The following is an 18,123-nucleotide window of genomic DNA, read 5'->3' as shown; positions in this document are numbered from 1 at the left end:
GGTGCGAGCAGCAAGACTGCGAACCTCATCGGCGACAACAGCAAAACCACGCCCCTGCTCACCAGCACGCGCGGCCTCAATTGCTGCGTTGAGTGCCAACAAATTCGTTTGCTCGGCGATCCCTCGTATAACGTCAAGAACTTTTGATATCTCGTTACTTTGACCTTCAAGCTCATGAATAACCTGAGCGGCTTGCCTAATTTCACCTTCAAGGGCAATGATTGACTGGCTTGTGTGGGCTACCAGACGCTGGCCAGATGCCGTCTCAGTGTCTGCTCTTCCGGCCGCATCTGCAGCATGCTGTGCATTGCTCGCAACCTCTTGAATGCTTGCCGCCATTTGGTTTACTGCCGTTGCTATTTGATCTGTCTCTGCCTGCTGCTCAACTGTAAGTACATTGCTTGACTCAATATCCTTTAGTAGGCTTTGGGTGTGTTCGCTAAGCCGATTTGATGCATCACCTATGCGACCTACTACGCTGCCTGTTTCAGCTTGCATCATTCGTAAAGCAAACTCTATTTGGCCAAACTCATCGGTGCGCCCAGTGTAGAGGGATTGACTTAATGGGTTATTGGAAATATTCCTGGCTCTTTCAACCAGTCTTCCAAGAGGAGAGAGAATAGCCAAAACACTAACAGAGCTTAAGCTTCCTGACATTAAAGTAGCTAACAATAAGCTGCTTATTGATGTATCAGTAAGCATGCCGGCAGCCATTGCGCTTGATATAATACTACCCCATATGAGCAAGAGTATTTTCACGGAAAAGCTAGCAGCCCATTTCGGCCTCGCGGCCTTCCCGCTTCTCAATTGAGCATATAATTTTTCCGCAGCCAAAACCTGCTCAGGTTCAGGCTTGGTCCTTACAGACTGGTATTCAACAATCGAACCATTCTTAGCTATTGGCGTTACATAAGCACTTACCCAATAGTGGTCGCCATTTTTACAGCGATTTTTTATTAGCCCCATCCATGAGCGGCCAGATTTTAATGTACTCCACATATGCTCAAATGCAGCAGGCGGCATATCTGGGTGTCTTACGATGTTGTGAGGCTGGCCTAATAGTTCTTCCTCAGTGAAACCACTGATTTTAATGAAGTCAGGATTAATGTACGTGATATGGCTTTGAGGGGAGGTAGTCGAAAGAATATTGGTATCTTTTGGGAGTTCTAAGTTTCGACCCGTCACTGGTAAATTCTGGCGCATAAGAGCCTCAAGGGTTGGCTGTTTTATTTTATTGTATTCGGCATTAAGCCCAATTTCTTTAGCGTTACGATAAAGCTAGCATGGAAACGATAGGTGCAAGCAAGTTAAGGGTTGCATCGCGCATGTCAATCTAGGCTATACCCTAACTGGATGTCAGGAATGGCCACGCTGCGCCTGTCGTTTTCAGAAGACGACCGCACCATCTGACTGGATGTAACGCCTGGTGTGCATACGGCTCCTGACAGCCCAATATCAGGAGTCGTCTGCACCAATCTCGACTATGCTCAATACTCGTGTGCACCAAAGCGAGGTTTGGGCATGACATCAGACACTCCACCGATTGCCGCGCAAGGCGTGGCCACCCTGCCCGACGAGGCATGGGCGCAAGCCCGGCACCGGACGGAAATCATCGGGCCACTGGCAGCGCTTGAGGTGGTCGGGCATGAAGCCGCCGATGAGGCAGCCCAAGCGCTGGGCCTGTCCCGGCGACAGGTATATGTCCTGATCCGTCGCGCCCGGCAGGGTACTGGCCTGGTAACAGACCTGACGCCCGGCCGATCCGGCGGCGGCAAAGGCAAGGGGCGCTTGCCGGAACCGGTCGAGCGCATCATCCGCGAGCTGCTGCAAAAGCGCTTCCTGACCAAGCAGAAACGCAGCCTGGCGGCGTTCCACCGCGAAGTCGCGCAGGCGTGCAAAACCCAGAAGCTGCCGGTGCCGGCGCGCAACACCGTGGCCCAGCGGATTGCCGGACTACACCCGGCGAAAATAGCCCGCAGCCGGGGCGGGCAGGACGCTGCCCGTCCCTTGCAAGGCGCGGGTGGCATTCCGCCCGAAGTCACCATGCCGCTGGAACAGGTGCAGATCGACCACACCGTCATCGACCTGATCGTGGTCGACGAGCGCGACCGGCAACCGATTGGCCGCCCATATTTGACCCTCGCCATCGACGTGTTCACGCGCTGCGTACTCGGCATGGTGGTCACGCTGGAAGCGCCGTCCGCCGTCTCGGTCGGCCTATGCCTCGCGCATGCCGCCTGCGACAAGCGGCCCTGGCTGGAAGGGCTGAATGTGGAAATGGACTGGCCGATGAGCGGCAAGCCCAGGCTGCTCTATCTGGACAACGCGGCCGAGTTCAAAAGCGAAGCGCTGCGCCGTGGCTGCGAACAGCATGGCATCCGGCTGGACTATCGCCCACCAGGCCAGCCGCACTACGGCGGCATCGTGGAACGGATCATCGGCACGGCGATGCAGATGATCCACGACGAATTACCGGGGACGACCTTCTCCAATCCCGGCCAGCGCGGCGAGTACGATTCCGAGAAGATGGCCACCCTGACGCTGCGCGAGCTGGAGCGCTGGCTCGCGTTGGCGGTAGGCACCTATCACGGCTCCGTGCACAACGGCCTGCTCCAGCCGCCGGCCGCGCGCTGGGCCGAGGCCGTGGAGCGCGTTGGCGTCCCGGCCGTCGTTACCCGCCCCACCGCGTTTTTGGTCGATTTCCTGCCGGTGATCCGCCGCACCCTGACCCGCACCGGCTTTGTCATCGACCACATCCACTACTACGCCGACGCCCTCAAGCCGTGGATTGCCCGGCGCGAGCGCTTGCCCGCCTTCCTGATCCGGCGCGATCCGCGCGACATCAGCCGCATCTGGGTACTGGAACCGGAAGGTCAGCACTATCTGGAGATCCACTACCGCACCTTGTCCCATCCGGCCGTCACCCTCTGGGAACAACGCCAGGCGCTGGCCAAATTGCGTCAGCTCGGGCGCGAGCAGGTGGACGAGTCGGCGCTGTTCCGCATGATCGGGCAGATGCGCGAGATCGTGACCACCGCCCAGAAGGCCACGCGCAAGGCGCGGCGCGACGCTGATCGCCGCCAGCACCTCAAGACGTCGGAGCCACCGGCCAAGCCCATACCGCCGGATGTGGACATGGCTGACCCGCAGGCAGACAACCTGCCGCCGGCCAAACCGTTCGATCAGATCGAGGAGTGGTAGCCGTGGACGAATATCCCGTCATTGACCTGTCCCACCTGCTGCCAGCGGCACAGGGTTTGGCCAGGCTGCCGGCAGACGAGCGCATCCAGCGCATTCGCGCCGACCGCTGGATCGGCTACCCGCGCGCGGTCGAGGCGCTGAACCGGCTGGAAACTCTGTATGCGTGGCCGAACAAGCAACGCATGCCAAACCTGCTGCTGGTCGGCCCCACCAACAACGGCAAGTCGATGATCGTCGAGAAATTCCGGCGGGCGCACCCGGTCGGCACCGACGCTGACCAAGAACATATCCCGGTGCTGGTCGTGCAGATGCCGTCAGAGCCATCGGTGATCCGCTTCTATGTCGCGCTGCTGGCTGCGATGGGCGCGCCGCTGCGCCCGCGCCCACGGCTGCCGGAAATGGAGCAACTGGCGCTGGCCCTGCTGCGCAAGGTCGGCGTGCGCATGCTGGTGATCGACGAACTGCACAATGTACTGGCTGGCAACAGCGTTAACCGGCGCGAGTTCCTCAACCTGCTGCGCTTCCTCGGCAACGAGCTGCGTATCCCCCTGGTCGGGGTCGGCACGCGCGAGGCGTACCTGGCCATCCGTTCGGACGATCAGTTGGAAAACCGCTTCGAGCCGATGCTGCTGCCGCCGTGGGAGGCCAATGAGGACTGCTGCTCGCTGCTGGCCAGCTTCGCGGCGTCACTCCCGCTACGGCGGCCATCCCCGATTGCCACGCTGGACATGGCCCGCTACCTGCTCACCCGGAGCGAAGGCACCATCGGCGAGCTTGCACATCTGCTGGTGGCGGCGGCCGTCGCCGCCGTGGAGAGTGGCGAGGAAGCGATCAACCACCGCACGCTCAGCATGGCCGACTACATCGGCCCCAGTGAGCGGCGGCGACAGTTCGAGCGGGAACTGATGTGAAGTCCGCGCCGCGCTGGCCGCTGCATCCGGCACCCAAGGAAGGCGAAGCCCTGTCCTCATGGCTCAACCGGGTCGCCGCCTGCTACCAGATGGACGTGCACGAGCTGCTGGCCCACGATCTTGGTCACAGCCAACTTGATGACCTGGATACCGCACCATCCTTGTCGTTGCTGACGGCGCTCTGCCAGCGCAGTGGCGTCGAGCTGGAGCGGTTGCGCAGCATGAGTCTTGCAGGCTGGGTGCCGTGGCTGCTCGACAGTCTCGACGATTCGGTACCAGCAGCCTTGGAAACCTATACATTCCAATGCGCGGTGCTCCTGCCCAAGCGCACCCGCAAGGTGCGGTCCATCACTCGCTGGCGTGCCTGGCTACCGAGCCAGACGATTCGCCGGGCGTGTCCGCAGTGTCTGAACGATCCAACGAATCAAGCTGTGCTACTCGTCTGGCAGCTCCCCTTGATGCTGAGCTGCCCGCAGCATGGCTGCTGGCTGGAGTCCTACTGGGGCATGCACGGCCGGTATCTTCAGTGGGAAATCGCCGATGCTGCGCCGCGCCCTGCCGATGACGCAATCGCCTGCATGGACCGGCGCACCTGGCAGGCGCTGACGACGGGTTTTGTGGAGCTGCCGCGTCGGCGTGTCCACGCCGGCTTGTGGTTCCGGCTGCTGCGCACCCTGCTTGATGAGCTGAACACGCCGCTCTCGCACTGCGGCAGTTGCTCGGCGAGCATCCGCCATGTCTGGGAGCGCTGCGGCCATCCGCTGCGCGCCGGGCAGAGTCTGTGGCGTCCCTACGAGATTCTGGCCCCGGCGGTGCAGTGGCAGATGCTGGAGGCGGCGGCCACCGCCATCACGCTGATCGAGTCAAAGGCGCTGATCCCGCGCGGGGAACAGGCCGCGCTGTTTCAGACGGAGCCGCACACTGGTTTCACCAACGGCCTGCCGGCGAAGGTGCCGAAGCCGGAACCCATCAACCACTGGCAACGAGCAGCCCAGGCCATCGATGAGGCCATCATTGAAGCGCGACACAACCCGGAGACGGCCCGCTTGCTGTTCACACTGGCGTCCTACGGGCGACGCGACCCCGAATCCCTGGAACGTTTGCGCGCCACGTTCACCAAGGAGGGCATCCCGCCGGAGTTTTTGTCACATTACGAGCCTGAATGGCCGTTTGCAGGTCTTAGACTAAATGACGGGTTAAGTGACAGTTTTTGACGGCGAGAACTTTCTGGCTCACACTGTCACATAATCGAACGTATATGTGACAGGTACGACATGCTGATAGGCTACATGCGGGTATCGAAGGCGGACGGCTCCCAGGCTACCGATTTGCAGCGCGACGCGCTGATTGCCGCCGGGGTCGATCCAGTACATCTTTACGAGGACCAGGCATCCGGCATGCGCGAGGATCGGCCCGGCTTGACGAGCTGCCTGAAGGCGTTGCGAACTGGCGACACACTGGTCGTGTGGAAACTGGATCGGCTCGGACGCGACCTGCGACATCTCATCAACACCGTGCACGACCTGACTGGGCGCGGCATCGGCTTGAAGGTATTAACCGGGCACGGCGCGGCCATCGACACCACGACCGCCGCCGGCAAGCTGGTCTTTGGCATCTTCGCCGCCCTGGCCGAGTTCGAGCGCGAGTTGATCGCGGAGCGCACGATTGCCGGCCTAGCCTCGGCCCGCGCGCGCGGGCGGAAAGGCGGCCGGCCGTTCAAGATGACCGCCGCCAAGCTGCGGCTGGCGATGGCGGCAATGGGTCAGCCAGAGACCAAGGTCGGCGACCTGTGCCAGGAACTTGGCGTCACGCGGCAGACCCTGTATCGGCATGTTTCACCCAAGGGTGAGCTACGTCCAGATGGCGAGAAGCTACTCAGCCGAATTTGATGCCGGCATGAGGCAACGTAGCGACAGCGTGGTTTGTCTCAATGGGAAGCGCTCATGATCGATCTTTGAAGGCCCGCAGCAGTCGTGTCACAGACAGGACGAACAAACCGGTCAGCGTGAGGGCTGCGATACCCCAGTACTCTCCGATGAACGCGCCGGCCGTCGTGCCGGCCAGCACAATGGCGAGAATCGGCAAATGGCAGGGACAGGTGAGCACGGCCAGCGCGCCCCACAGGTAGCCGGTGATCGGTTTGTGCGTCTCGGACGGCAAGCGCTCGGGGCTGTTCATGGCAGACTCTCCGCGTGCTGTGCCGGCTCGGTCGGCATGGTGGCCAACTGCACCTCCAGATCGGCCAACGCTTCGCGCCGACGCTCGACGAACTGGCGCAGAACGGCAAGCTGCGCGGCCGCTTCATCGCCGTCCGCAGCATCCAGCGCCCGGCACAGCCGCGCCAGCGCGTCCAGGCCGATGCCCGCCTCGAAGGCCGCCCGCACGAAGCACAGCCGTTGCAAGGCGGCATCATCGAACAGGCCATAGCCGCCCGGGGTGCACGCCACCGGACGCAGCAATCCGCGCAGCAGGTAGTCGCGCACGATATGCACGCTCACCCCGGCATCAAGGGCCAGCCGGGACACGGTGTAGGCGCTCATTGAAAACCTCCTTTTTTTATCCAGCGCAGCAGGAAAGCTGCTTCACGTCCTTGTTGAAGGTCTGCGCCGCAAGCTTCAACCCCTCGACCATTGTCAGGTAGGGGAACAACTGGTCGGCCAGTTCCTGCACCGTCATGCGGTTGCGGATGGCGAGCACCGCCGTCTGGATCAGTTCGCCCGCTTCCGGGGCCACCGCCTGCACGCCGATGAGCCGTCCGCTACCTTCCTCGATGACCAGCTTGATGAAGCCGCGTGTGTCGAAGTTGGCAAGCGCTCGCGGAACGTTGTCGAGTGTCAGCGTGCGACTGTCGGTCTCGATGCCATCGTGGTGCGCTTCCGCCTCGCTGTAGCCCACGGTGGCGACTTGCGGGTCGGTGAACACCACTGCCGGCATCGCGGTCAGATTGAGGGCTGCGTCGCCGCCGGTCATGTTGATCGCGGCACGGGTGCCGGCGGCCGCTGCCACGTAGACGAACTGCGGCTGGTCGGTGCAGTCGCCGGCCGCGTAGATGTTCGGGTTGCTCGTGCGCATGCCTTGGTCGATAACGATGGCCCCTTGCGCATTGACAGTGACCCCCGCCGCGTCCAGCGCGAGGCTGCGCGTATTCGGTGCCCGACCGGTGGCAACCAGCAACTTGTCAGCGCGCAATTCACCGTGTCCGGTGGTCAGCACGAATTCGCCGTTCACATGGGCGACCTGGCTGGCTTGCGTGTGCTCCAGCACCTCGATGCCCTCGGCGCGGAAAGCGGCTGTCACGGCCTCGCCGATGGCCGGGTCTTCCCGGAAGAACAAGGTGCTGCGTGCCAGGATCGTGACCTGGCTGCCGAGCCGGGCAAAGGCTTGCGCCAGTTCCAACGCCACCACCGACGAACCGATCACGGCCAGGCGTGCGGGAATGGTGTCGCTGACAAGCGCTTCGGTGGAAGTCCAGTAGGGTGACTCTTTCAGGCCCGGAATCGGCGGCACGGCCGGACTGGCACCGGTGGCGACCAGGCAGCGGTCGAACGTTACCTCGCGCTCGCCACCCTCGTTCAAACGGACGACCAGGCTCTGGTCGTCCTTGAAACGCGCTTCACCGTGCAAAACGGTGATGGCTGGATTGCCGTCCAGGATGCCTTCGTATTTGGCGTGCCGCAGTTCATCGACACGGGCCTGCTGCTGGGCCAGCAGTTTGCTGCGGTCAATCGCAGGCACAGTTGCCGCAATACCGCCGTCGAACGGACTTTCCCGGCGCAGATGGGCAATATGGGCAGCGCGGATCATGATCTTGGACGGCACACAGCCGATATTGACGCAGGTGCCGCCGATGGTGCCGCGTTCGATCAGCGTGACCGTCGCGCCTTGCTCGACGGCCTTCAGCGCCGCCGCCATCGCGGCCCCGCCGCTGCCAATGATGGCGATATGCAAACCGGCGCCCTCAAGTGCATCACGGATTTTTGGTTCATCTTTGAAATCACCAACCCGGATCGAGCCTTGATAACCCAATGCGGCGATGGCGGCCAGCAGTTGGTTGTGGCTCACGGCGGTGTCTGCCATGACTTGCGCGCGGCTTTCTGGATAGGACACCACAGCGGCATTCACGCCGGGAATCTTTTCCAAAGCATCTTTGACATGGGTGGCGCAGGATGTGCAGGTCATGCCATTCACGGTGATTTCGGTCATTTTTTTACTCCATTGAATTTCGGGGTGCAGCAGGCATCGGCTTGGCGTTTTCGTTGGATGGCGTAGATGGTCAAGCCGATGAAAATCGCCAGCGCAGGCAGCAGCACATAGTCCAGATAGCCGGTCAGCGCGGACAAGCCGACCACACCGAGCAAAATGACCAGAACAGGGGTGAAGCAACACAGCGCCACGAGGGTTGTGCCAATGATGCTGACCCGCAGCAGTGTCTTCGGGTCTTTCATGATCAGTTCTTGACTGATGATGGGTAGCCCGCATCCTCGGTAGCCTTGGTCAGTTTCTGCACGCTGGTCTTGGCATCATCGAAGGTGACCACCGCTTCGCGCGTCTCGAAGGTCACGTCAACTTTACTGACGCCATCGACCTTGGAAATCGCCTTCTTGACAGTGATCGGACAGGCCGAGCAGGTCATGCCCGGTACGGACAGCGTAACGGTCTGGGTGGCGGCCCACACGGGGGCAACAACGGCAGCGAGGGCAAGGGCGGAAAGCAGCTTTTTCATGGTGAACTCCTGTGATCAATAGAAAAATGGCACGACGTAGGGAAATCCGAGCGCGACCAAAACCAGCACGGCCACGCCCCAGAAAATGAGCTTGTAAGTAGCTCGCACTTGGGGAATCGCGCAAACCTCACCCGGTTTGCAGGCGGCTGACGGCCGGTAGATGCGCCGCCAGGCGAAGAACAACGCCACCAGCGCCACGCCGATAAAGATGGGGCGATAGGGTTCCAACACCGTCAAGTTGCCGATCCAAGCGCCGCTGAACCCCAAGGCGATCAGAACCAGCGGCCCGAGGCAGCAAGCCGAGGCGAGGATGGCGGCCAGCCCGCCAGTGAAGAGCGCGCCGCGCCCGTTTTGAGGTTCAGACATACGTTTGTCCTTTCGAATCTGAATTGGATAGCTTAAGCTTACTTCCGTAGTTATGTACGGAGTCAAGCGATATGGAAAACAATTTGGAGAACCTGACCATTGGCGTTTTCGCCAGGACGGCCGGGGTCAATGTGGAGACCATCCGGTTCTATCAGCGCAAGGGCTTGCTCCCGGAACCGGACAAGCCTTACGGCAGCATTCGCCGCTATGGCGAGACGGATGTAACGCGGGTGCGCTTCGTGAAATCAGCCCAGCGGTTGGGCTTCAGCCTGGATGAGATCGCCGAGCTGCTGCGGCTGGAGGATGGCACCCATTGCGAGGAAGCCAGCAGCCTGGCCGAGCACAAGCTCAAGGACGTGCGCGAGAGGATGGCTGACCTGGCGCGCATGGAGGCCGTGCTGTCTGATTTGGTGTGCGCCTGCCATGCGCGGAAGGGGAACGTTTCCTGCCCGCTGATTGCGTCACTGCAAGGGAAGAAAGAACCGCGCAGTGCGGACGCGGTGTAGCCCGAGGGAACTACGCCTTAGCGTGCTTTATTTTCCGTTTTCTGAGGCGACTCCAACGTCAGAAAAGACCGTGCGGTCGACTTTTGATATTTCGTGCTGTCGCCTTCTGAAAGTGACACGCGGCACGGGAATCAAGGCATTGCGATTCTCGAAAATAGTTCTTGAAATTCTATTCTTGATTGCATATCATCTCAACGAGTTTCGATAAGAAAGGATGCCCATGCGACCGTCTGTTGTGCTTGACATGAAGCGAAGCGCAGTGCGTGAAGCGGTAGGCCGCTTTCGCGCCGCGAACCCGCGCGTCTTCGGCTCGGTGCTGCATGGCACCGACCGGGATGGCAGCGACCTCGACCTGTTGGTCGATGCGCTGCCCGGTGCCACGTTGTTGGACTTGGGCGATTTGGAAGAAGAACTGAAATCGCTGCTCGGCGTTGACGTCGATCTGCTGACTCCCGGCGACCTGCCGCCGAAGTTCCGGGCCAAGGTGCTCGCGGAGGCGCAACCGATATGAGCGAGAACCGCCTGCCCGATTACCTCGACCACATTCAGCAGGCCGCAACCGATGCGCGCAGCTTCGTGGAAGGGATGGCCAAGGACGACTTCTTGGCCGACAAGCGCACCCAGCAGGCCGTCATCATGAGCCTGATCGTCATCGGCGAGGCGGCCACAAAGGTGATGGATGGCTACGTCGAGTTCACCCAGGCGCATGCCGACGTGCCGTGGCGCAGCATGCGCAATATGCGTAATCGCATGGCTCACGGCTATTTCGACATCAACCTCGATGTGGTGTGGGAGACGGTACAGGAATGGCTGCCGGCGTTGCTCCAGCAATTGCCCGCCGTGCGTCAGGATGCCGACGATGAAGACCGTAACGACAAAGGCATGGAGCCATGACCAATCAAGCCGCCGATGTTCGGCCCCTCTGGCGTGTTCGATCCCGCGACCTATGAGCCGCGCTCGGGCAAGACCTTCTGGATGGCCGCAACGGACGTGAGTTCGCTGGTGGGCAAGGAGGCAGCAGCCGACACGCTCATCGGCAACTGCACGACCGCACGACCAGCCTCCCGTTCAAATTCGAGTTAGAACTCATATCCAGCCTGTCTGGGGGCACTGTGAAAGAGGGATCTCCGATGACTGTTGAATCGAGAATATTTTCTGTAGCCGAGTATGTTCAGCCGTCCGAAGGCGAGCCTATTCGTTCCGTTGTGCTTGAAACCCGAGACTCAATTATCGTGGTTTGGCATGTCCATCCCGGGCAGGAAATTGCGGCTCACATTCATCCTCACGGCCAAGACACGTGGACTGTTTTGTCGGGAATGGCTGATTACTTTCAGGGCAATGGGATTGTTCGTGCCCTCAGGGAAGGTGAGATAGCCGTGGCAAGACCGGGCCAAGTGCACGGGGCGCGAAATACAGGTACCGAGCCATTTGTGTTCGTCTCGGTTGTGGCATCAGCCAATGCCGGTTTCGTATTGGCTGAGCGATAGAGCCCAATCTCTGGAGTTGGTCCAATGAGCGGTCGGGGAGATAGGTAACAGACATGCAGCGGACACGGCTGCTAAACCAGGTCGCAAACCTCCTTGCGTCGCAGCGTGCCGCAAGCGACGCGATCAATCGAATGGGGTCGGCATGAGACTGAACACCATCCAGTTCCCGACCGCGTAGCCGCCTGTCCTGCCGATCAGGTCTTGACCATCGACGCCTGGGATCAGTCCTGAATGTTCTTGGAGACCACTACGTTATGAGCCGCAGCCGCCGCAAAACACCCATCGTCGGGCACACGACCTGCGGCAGCGAGCGCGAGGACAAGAAGCTCTGGCATCAGCGCTGGCGCACCCGTGAGCGCACGGCGCTGACCAGCGCGTCGCCCGAAGCCCTGAGCGCCCATCTGCCCCTGCTGGAAAACCAGGCCAGCAGCGTCTGGTCGATGGGCAAGGATGGCCGCTCCTACTGGCCCGTCAAGCGCCAGGCCGCCACGGCGGATCGCATCGCCAATCACAAGGGACGCAACCCGCAAGAACGCGCCTCCCTGAAAAAGCGCCTGCTGCGCAAGTGGATGAGCAAATGAAGCTCTCCTTCCATCAGCACATTGCGCTGTTCTGGATGATCGGTGCTCCGGGCGTCTTCGCGCCCGTGATCGAGAACGCCAAGCGGCCCGATGCCGGCGCCGTCATGGCGTGGGGTGTCGCGATCGTGGCGGTGATGATCCTCTTCACCCCTTTGCTGCTGCGCTGTCCACCATTCCGGCGCTGGTATGGCCGGACGGATGCGCTGTCGGAGCGGCAGCGCCAGGCGCTTGCCGAGCGCGGCCTGCGCCGCTACTACCAGACCGCTTTCGATGACGGCTACGTGCCCCGCGTGATGCCCTACGTGTGGCGCATCATCTGGACGGTCGGCGGGTTGATGGCTGTGACCGCCGTACTGCCTACCAACACCGGACGGCCAGCCTTCGATGCCTTGGTGGTCTTCTCGACCTGGTATCCGATAGGCGTGATGCTGCTGGTTTTCGCGTCGAGGCCCCTTGGCCGGTTGATTCGCCAAAGAGCACAGGAGCGGCGGAAATGAGCACGTCAACCATCGAGGCGCTGGCCAGCGCCTGGGCAAGGATTGCCGAGGAAGCGGAATTCCCCGCTGACTACGAGGGGACTGCCACACCACAAGCGCATCGGGCTAGCGAAGCTATTCAGGAGCAGATTCGGGAGCGCATCGTCGCCACCAACGACATGCGGCTGTTCAGCCTGCTGCACCTGCTGGGTCAGGCGTCGCTGCGCATGGAGCAAGCGCTGTGGCCGGAGGATTACGAGCGGATGACGCGCGAGGTTGAGGAAGCCCTGCGGCAAGCCACCGACGCCAACGCCAGATCGTACACCCACGAAGAAGTGATGCAGGCGATGCAGGAACGCATCGACCGGGCGCGAGACAAGCCATGTTGATTGGCTATGCGCGCGTCTCGACGCAGGATCAGAACCTGGAGCTGCAACGCGAAGCCTTGAGCAAGGCCGGATGTAAAAAGGTCTTCGAGGACAAGGTGAGTGGCACGCGGGCAGACCGGCCTGGCTTGGCCAAGACGCTCGAAATGCTGCGCGAAGGCGATACTTTGGTCGTCTGGAAGCTCGACCGGCTGGGCCGGTCGGTCAAGCAACTGGTCGATCTGGTCGGCGATCTGCACAAGCACGGTGTCCAGTTCAGGAGCCTCACCGACTCCATCGACACCGGCACACCATCCGGGCGGTTCTTCTTCCACGTCATGGCGAGCCTTGCCGAAATGGAGCGCGAGCTGACCGTCGAGCGCACCCGCGCCGGGCTGGAAGTCGCCAAGCAGCTCGGCCGCAAAGGCGGCCGCAAGCCGAAGATGACCGACAGCAAGATCGAGTCGGCCAAGAAGCTGCTGGCCAGCGGGGTGCCGCCCAAGGACGTGGCCAAGAACCTCGGCGTGTCCATTCCGACGCTGTACCGCTGGGTGCCAGCCTCCACGCACGCTTAGCGTGCTTTATTTTCCGTTTTCTGAGACGACCCCTGAAACTGGTCGATGAGATCCTCGACGCCCTGGGCATTACGCCGCTGTCATTCCGCAACCTGGGTGAACTCAGCGGCGGCCAGCAACAACTGGTCTCAATCGCCCAGACGCTGGTGCGCGAACCGCAGATCCTGCTGATGGACGAGCCCACCAGCGCCCTCGACATGCACCGCCAGGTCCAGGTGCTGAACTTCATGCGCGACCTGGCGCGAAAGCGCGAAGTCATCGTGTTCATCGCCATCCATGACCTGAACCAGGCCTTGCGCTTCGCCGATCAGGTGCTGGTCATCGCCGATGGCACCGCTCAGGGCAGCGGCCCGAGCCATGAAGTGATCAACGAGCAGATGCTGCGCGCGGTGTACAAGGTCGAGGCGCGCATCGAACGCTGCAGCCGTGGGCAGCACCATATCCTGATCGACGATATCGTCTGAACCGCTACGGCTGCAGCCCTTCCAGCGCCGTGCCGACCGCTTCCAGTAGCAAGTGCGCATGCTCCTGTTCGAAGGCCAGCAGCGGGCGAATCTTCAGCACGTTTTCCAGCGGCCCGGCAGCACTGATCAATACGCCCTGCTCGCGCATCGCGTTGACCACCTGACGGGTCTGCGTGGCGGCAGGCGCTTTTGTGGCGCGATCGGTCACCAGCTCGACCCCCAGGAACATCCCGGCACCGCGCACATCGCCGATGATCGGGTAACGCTCGGCCAGCTCCCGCAACCCCGTCAACAGACATTCACCCAGGGTGTGCGAGCGCTGCTGCAACTGTTCGTCACGGATGACGTCCAGCACGGCCTGCCCCGCTGCGCAGGACACCGGGTTGCCGCCAAAGGTGTTGAAGTAGCGCATGTTCTGGCCAAAGTGATCGACCACTTGCGCTCGACCGACCAGGCCGGCGATGGGGTGGCCGTTGCCCATCGGCTTGCCCAGGGTCAGGAGGTCGGGGCGCACGTCGTGCCGCTGGAAACCCCACATGTTCAGGCCAGTGCGGGCGAAGCCGGACTGGACTTCATCGGCGATGTACAACAGGCCTTCGGCCTGGGCCAATGCGATCCCTTCGGCGATGCAGCCGGTTGGGCCCGCAAAGACGCCATCGCTGGCGAAAATGCCGTCGAGCAGGATCGCCGCCGGACGAATGCCGTGTTTGCGCAGGTCATCGATGGCCGCACGGACGTCAGCCACGAAGGTCGAGGCCACTTGATCCGCACCCAGCCGATAAGCATCGGGGGCGCGAACGGTGCGCACGTGGGGTGGCAGAACCATGCTCGGGCCGAGCGACGGAGAAAGCTCGGCGATATCACCCGTGACGCCATGATACGCGAAGCGGGTGATGATCACGCCGGTGCCGCCGGTAAACTGTTTGGCGATGCGCAACGCCAGATCGTTGGCCTCGCTGCCGGTGCACGTAAACATGACCCGCTCGAGGTACTCGGGAAAGGTGCCCAGCAGTTGCTCGGCGTAATCGAGCATGCCCTCCTGCAAGTAGCGAGTGTGGGTGTTGAGTTGCCCGGCCTGCCGGCTGATCGCCTCGACCACCCGGGGATGACAATGCCCCACCGACGCCACGTTATTGTAGGCATCCAGATACCGCCGGCCTTGTTCGTCGTACAGCCACACGCCCTCGCCGCGCACCGTGTGCAAGGGGTGTTCGTAGAACAGTCGATAGGCCGGGCCGAGCAACCGTGCCCGGCGTTCGACAAGGCGTTTTTCCTTGTCTGACAGGCGATCGGCATCTTCAGAAGTGAAACCGTTGATCATGCTCATGCGCCAACCTCCTGGGTGCAAGCGGCAAGGATTCTGTCGTGGATCTCGGCGGGTGCCATTGCGGACAATCCCGCCAGGGCATCCTGGGCGCGGTATGAGTTGCGCAGGATGTACTCGCGATTGTCCGGGTGCAGGTCGGCCCGCCAATAATTGATGCACAACGACAACGCCAGGCGTGTGGAGATCAGCACCGGCAGCAGTTGCAATTCTTCGCCGGTGAGGGGATTGACCTGGTGATAGGCGCGGATCATGTCCAGCGCCGGGGCCAGGACGTCGCCCGCCACCCCCAATTGGTACGATGCCGCGACCGCGACCTCGTTGACCAACGGCGCGTGGACCATGTCGCCAAAATCCAGGATGTTGCGCAACACATCGGGCTGATCCGGATCGACGATGATGTTGTGCGGGTTCATGTCGTTATGGATCACCTGGTGGCGCAGCGTGGCGCACTTGCCCAGTACCTGGGATTCGAAGCGGTCCAGGCTGTGTTCGATCCGGTCGCGACGAACGCCCGGCTCGATGTGTTTCAGCCGGGGCCTGAGGCGCTGGGCGTGTTGCATGTCCCACAGCAGGACGTGCCCGGCAGCGGGATGGCTGAAGCCGTCCAGGGCCAGGTCGAACCGGGCGAGCGCTTGGCCCAGGTTCTGCCTGAAATTCACCGATGTGTGGGCGACGCGGTGCAGCGGCAAGCCGTCAACGAAGGACAGGAGACGGACCAACATGCGCTGGCCTTCGATTTCGACCGGCTCCACGAATCGCCCGCCGAGTGATGCAAAGACACGCTGCACCGGCAACGCCGGATCGTTACGCTCGATCTGGAGCATGGCCTGGTTATGGAAGTCCACGACCTGCGGGTTTTCCAATGGATGCGACAACTTGAACAGACGCGACGTACCGTCCGCGAGCATGACCCGGAAATTGAGGTCGCGCTCGCCGCCCAGTTGCTCGAGTTTTCCGCTGATCGCGTAGTGCTGCGCAGGGACCCCAAGGACCTGCCCGTCACTGACACGGGCAGGGGCCGCCTCCAGCAGACAGGGTTGCGCCGATACTTTCTCAAGCGGCATTGTTCATGACTCCTCGCTTCGGTGATGTGGCCTGCTCGCGCAGGCCCCTTGCATTACTTGTTGGCCCAAGCGATGAAACGCTCTTCCAGGTCTTCGCCGTGGTCGATCCAGAACTCGGCATCCGTGGCCCGGGCGTTCTTCAGGTTATCCGGTGAAGTCGGCAGTTTGCTGCCCACCGCCTCATCGACCAGTGCCACGGTTTTGGTGTTGCTTGGCCCATAAGGAATGGCCTCGACAAAGTGCTTCTGCTGAACCGGTGCACTGGCAAACGCGATGAAGTTTTCCGCCAGGGCCTTCTTCGGCGAGCCTTTGACGATGGCCCAGTGATCCAGGTCGTACAGGCTGCCATTCCACTGCATTTCAAACGATTGTCCCTCCGCCTGCGCCGAGGTGACACGCCCGTTATAGGCCGAAGTCATCACCACGTCGCCTGCCGCCAGCCATTGCAACGGCTGCGCGCCGGATTCCCACCACTGGATGTCGGGCTTGATCTGATCCAGTTTGCGGAAGGCCCGCTGCACGCCCTCCTCGGTGCCGAGCAAGGTGTAGACATCTTCCTTGGCCACGCCATCGGCCAACAGGGCGAACTCCAGGGTGAACTTGGCGCCACGGCGCAGGCCGCGCTTGCCGGGGTATTTCTTCACGTCCCAGAAATCCGCCCAGCCCTGTGGCGCGCTGGCGAGTTTTTTCGGGTCGTATGTCAGAACGGTAGACCAGATGAAGATACCCACCCCGCAATCGCTGACGGCGGCCGGGATGAAATCTTCTTTCTTGCCGATGCGCGACCAGTCCAATGGCTCGAACAGGCCTTCGCTACAACCGCGCAACAGCTCGGGGGATTCGACCTCGACCACGTCCCAGCTGGTTTTCCCGGTGTCGGCCATGACCCGGATCTTGGCCATTTCGCCGTTGTAGTCATCGGCCGTGATCGCCACTTTCTTTTCCGAGGTGAAGGGTTTGTAGAAGGCTTTTTCCTGGGCCTGGCGGTTGTTGCCGCCGAAGGACACCACGGTCAGTTTTTCAGCGGCGCTCAAAGGGCCGGCAATCATTCCAAGCATCAGTACAGTTGCGATTTTGCTGTTCATGCGTCTCTCCGAATTCGCTACGTGCGTGAGCGGCAGCTAAGGGATGGCAGGTGGTTTTTTTGTTTTTGGCAGCAATATTTCGGTCAGCGCCGGGTGTCTTGCACCTGGTGGCCGGCGCACGGCGATGATTCCGAGGCGCAGCTCATTAGTAACATATTTAGAATATGATGCATCATAATTTTTACTGGTATAGTCTCACCACTCCACCCCTTCCTCAGGAGCGCCTGCATGACCGAGCAACGAACCCTCCTCCTCACCGGTGCGAGCCGTGGCATCGGCCATGCCACGGTGAAGCACTTCAACGCTGCGGGCTGGCGCGTGTTTACGGCCTCGCGACAGAACTGGACCGAAGGCTGCCCCTGGGCTGAAGGCGAGTTGAACCACATCCACCTGGACCTGGAAGACATCGACGAAGTGCGCCGCAGCCTGCCATTGATCCGGGAGAAACTCGGCGGACGCCTCGATGCCCTGGTGAACAACGCCGGCATTTCACCCAAAGGCGAAGCCGGCGCACGATTGGGCGTGCTGGAATCCGATTACGCCACCTGGCTCAGCGTGTTCAACGTCAACCTGTTTTCCACGGCGTTACTGGCCCAAGGGCTGTTCGATGAGCTCAAGGCGGCGCAAGGCTCGGTGATCAACGTCACCTCGATTGCAGGTTCCAGGGTGCACCCGTTTGCCGGGGTCGCCTACGCCTGCTCGAAAGCTGCACTGGCCGCACTGACGCGGGAAATGGCCCATGATTTCGGGCCACACGGTGTGCGGGTCAATGCGATTGCACCGGGTGAGATCGAGACGTCGATCCTGTCTGCCGGGACCGAACTGATCGTCGATCAGCAGATCCCCATGCACCGCTTGGGCAAGCCGGAAGAAGTCGCATCCCTGGTGCATTTCCTCTGCACCCGAGGCGCGTCGTACATCAACGGTTCGGAGATTCATGTCAACGGTGGTCAGCACGTCTGAAATAATCTGGAAATCCCGGCCGGAAACTT

23 protein-coding genes and 1 pseudogene are annotated in these 18,123 nt (G+C 61.4%); 14 read left to right on the top strand and 10 right to left on the bottom strand.

Going from position 1 to position 18,123, the window contains the following annotated elements:
• Positions 1-1,203: PAS domain-containing methyl-accepting chemotaxis protein (locus APH36_RS28360; protein WP_060501542.1), on the bottom strand; the 1,203-nt coding region annotated here is incomplete at its 3' end.
• A 318-nt stretch (positions 1,204-1,521) separates the two neighbouring features.
• Here APH36_RS28360 and APH36_RS28355 point away from each other — a divergent pair.
• Genes APH36_RS28355 through APH36_RS28340 form a run of 4 tightly spaced genes read left to right on the top strand, consistent with a single transcriptional unit; the run spans position 1,522 to position 6,001 of the window.
• On the top strand, positions 1,522-3,201 hold the full coding sequence (locus tag APH36_RS28355; protein WP_003465068.1) for a Mu transposase C-terminal domain-containing protein: 1,680 nt from the start codon (positions 1,522-1,524) through the stop codon (positions 3,199-3,201).
• Positions 3,202-3,203: 2 nt separating this feature from the next.
• A complete protein-coding gene (locus APH36_RS28350; RefSeq protein WP_003465065.1) occupies positions 3,204-4,112 on the top strand; it encodes a TniB family NTP-binding protein in 909 nt (302 codons plus the stop codon).
• Positions 4,109-5,326, top strand: a complete 1,218-nt coding sequence (locus APH36_RS28345) for a TniQ family protein (protein ID WP_054471483.1) — start codon at positions 4,109-4,111, stop codon at positions 5,324-5,326. The genes APH36_RS28350 and APH36_RS28345 overlap by 4 nt, the downstream gene beginning before the upstream one ends.
• A 60-nt stretch (positions 5,327-5,386) precedes the next feature.
• Positions 5,387-6,001: a recombinase family protein gene (locus tag APH36_RS28340; RefSeq protein WP_000904941.1), complete on the top strand. Its 615-nt coding sequence runs from the start codon at positions 5,387-5,389 to the stop codon at positions 5,999-6,001.
• 52 nt (positions 6,002-6,053) lie between these two features.
• On the opposite strand, the gene merE is transcribed toward APH36_RS28340, so the two are convergent.
• Genes merE through merT form a run of 6 tightly spaced genes read right to left on the bottom strand, consistent with a single transcriptional unit; the run spans position 6,054 to position 9,201 of the window.
• Complete coding sequence (merE, locus tag APH36_RS28335; protein ID WP_001087809.1) at positions 6,054-6,290, bottom strand: broad-spectrum mercury transporter MerE; 237 nt, start codon at positions 6,288-6,290, stop codon at positions 6,054-6,056.
• Positions 6,287-6,652, bottom strand: coding sequence for a mercury resistance co-regulator MerD (merD, locus tag APH36_RS28330; RefSeq protein ID WP_003465059.1), 366 nt, complete (start codon positions 6,650-6,652; stop codon positions 6,287-6,289). Before merD ends, merE begins: the two co-directional genes overlap by 4 nt.
• Before the next feature lie 16 nt (positions 6,653-6,668).
• Positions 6,669-8,315, bottom strand: a complete 1,647-nt coding sequence (gene merA, locus APH36_RS28325) for a mercury(II) reductase (RefSeq protein WP_000136268.1) — start codon at positions 8,313-8,315, stop codon at positions 6,669-6,671.
• The gene (merF, locus tag APH36_RS28320) at positions 8,312-8,557 is read right to left on the bottom strand and encodes a mercury resistance system transport protein MerF (protein ID WP_000654684.1); all 246 of its coding nucleotides are present in this window, start codon (positions 8,555-8,557) and stop codon (positions 8,312-8,314) included. The genes merA and merF overlap by 4 nt, the downstream gene beginning before the upstream one ends.
• 2 nt (positions 8,558-8,559) lie before the next feature.
• Complete coding sequence (gene merP, locus APH36_RS28315) at positions 8,560-8,835, bottom strand: mercury resistance system periplasmic binding protein MerP (protein ID WP_000735441.1); 276 nt, start codon at positions 8,833-8,835, stop codon at positions 8,560-8,562.
• A 15-nt stretch (positions 8,836-8,850) separates the two neighbouring features.
• On the bottom strand, positions 8,851-9,201 hold the full coding sequence (merT, locus tag APH36_RS28310; RefSeq protein ID WP_001294667.1) for a mercuric ion transporter MerT: 351 nt from the start codon (positions 9,199-9,201) through the stop codon (positions 8,851-8,853).
• A gap of 71 nt (positions 9,202-9,272) precedes the next feature.
• On the opposite strand from merT, the gene merR reads away from it, so the two are divergent.
• From merR to APH36_RS28270, 9 genes and pseudogenes are all read left to right on the top strand, one after another.
• Entirely contained in the window at positions 9,273-9,707 is a 435-nt protein-coding gene (gene merR, locus APH36_RS28305) for an Hg(II)-responsive transcriptional regulator (protein ID WP_000429838.1), read from the top strand.
• A 220-nt stretch (positions 9,708-9,927) separates the two neighbouring features.
• The gene (locus APH36_RS28300) at positions 9,928-10,218 is read left to right on the top strand and encodes a nucleotidyltransferase family protein (protein WP_001247892.1); all 291 of its coding nucleotides are present in this window, start codon (positions 9,928-9,930) and stop codon (positions 10,216-10,218) included.
• Positions 10,215-10,601, top strand: a complete 387-nt coding sequence (locus tag APH36_RS28295; RefSeq protein ID WP_003100872.1) for a DUF86 domain-containing protein — start codon at positions 10,215-10,217, stop codon at positions 10,599-10,601. The genes APH36_RS28300 and APH36_RS28295 overlap by 4 nt, the downstream gene beginning before the upstream one ends.
• A gap of 236 nt (positions 10,602-10,837) precedes the next feature.
• Positions 10,838-11,194 carry a cupin domain-containing protein gene (locus APH36_RS31385; protein WP_003465043.1) on the top strand — a complete coding sequence of 119 codons (357 nt, stop codon included), beginning with the start codon at positions 10,838-10,840 and terminating at the stop codon, positions 11,192-11,194.
• A gap of 254 nt (positions 11,195-11,448) precedes the next feature.
• Positions 11,449-11,775 carry a hypothetical protein gene (locus APH36_RS28290; RefSeq protein ID WP_003100858.1) on the top strand — a complete coding sequence of 109 codons (327 nt, stop codon included), beginning with the start codon at positions 11,449-11,451 and terminating at the stop codon, positions 11,773-11,775.
• Positions 11,772-12,272, top strand: coding sequence for a hypothetical protein (locus APH36_RS28285; protein ID WP_003100856.1), 501 nt, complete (start codon positions 11,772-11,774; stop codon positions 12,270-12,272). The genes APH36_RS28290 and APH36_RS28285 overlap by 4 nt, the downstream gene beginning before the upstream one ends.
• Entirely contained in the window at positions 12,269-12,640 is a 372-nt protein-coding gene (locus APH36_RS28280) for a hypothetical protein (RefSeq protein WP_003100853.1), read from the top strand. Before APH36_RS28285 ends, APH36_RS28280 begins: the two co-directional genes overlap by 4 nt.
• Entirely contained in the window at positions 12,634-13,191 is a 558-nt protein-coding gene (locus tag APH36_RS28275) for a recombinase family protein (protein WP_003100847.1), read from the top strand. Before APH36_RS28280 ends, APH36_RS28275 begins: the two co-directional genes overlap by 7 nt.
• A pseudogene (locus APH36_RS28270) lies at positions 13,158-13,655 on the top strand (ABC transporter ATP-binding protein); the annotation flags it as partial. The gene APH36_RS28275 and the pseudogene APH36_RS28270, both read left to right, overlap by 34 nt.
• A 4-nt stretch (positions 13,656-13,659) precedes the next feature.
• Here the strand turns inward: APH36_RS28270 and APH36_RS28265 are convergent.
• The 3 genes from APH36_RS28265 to APH36_RS28255 are packed head-to-tail and all read right to left on the bottom strand — an operon-like array spanning position 13,660 to position 17,131.
• On the bottom strand, positions 13,660-14,982 hold the full coding sequence (locus APH36_RS28265; protein WP_016487050.1) for an aspartate aminotransferase family protein: 1,323 nt from the start codon (positions 14,980-14,982) through the stop codon (positions 13,660-13,662).
• A complete protein-coding gene (locus tag APH36_RS28260; RefSeq protein ID WP_060501539.1) occupies positions 14,979-16,046 on the bottom strand; it encodes a phosphotransferase in 1,068 nt (355 codons plus the stop codon). The genes APH36_RS28265 and APH36_RS28260 overlap by 4 nt, the downstream gene beginning before the upstream one ends.
• 53 nt (positions 16,047-16,099) lie before the next feature.
• Positions 16,100-17,131: an ABC transporter substrate-binding protein gene (locus APH36_RS28255; RefSeq protein WP_060501537.1), complete on the bottom strand. Its 1,032-nt coding sequence runs from the start codon at positions 17,129-17,131 to the stop codon at positions 16,100-16,102.
• A 228-nt stretch (positions 17,132-17,359) separates the two neighbouring features.
• On the opposite strand from APH36_RS28255, the gene APH36_RS28250 reads away from it, so the two are divergent.
• Positions 17,360-18,094 carry an SDR family NAD(P)-dependent oxidoreductase gene (locus tag APH36_RS28250; RefSeq protein WP_016487047.1) on the top strand — a complete coding sequence of 245 codons (735 nt, stop codon included), beginning with the start codon at positions 17,360-17,362 and terminating at the stop codon, positions 18,092-18,094.
• The last annotated feature ends 29 nt before the right edge of the window (positions 18,095-18,123 follow it).

This window comes from Pseudomonas sp. NBRC 111133, assembly GCF_001320605.1.
Classification (GTDB): domain Bacteria; phylum Pseudomonadota; class Gammaproteobacteria; order Pseudomonadales; family Pseudomonadaceae; genus Aquipseudomonas; species Aquipseudomonas monteilii.
The sequence above is the reverse complement of the archived record's forward strand: the minus strand, read 5'-3'. Positions and strand labels throughout refer to the sequence as shown.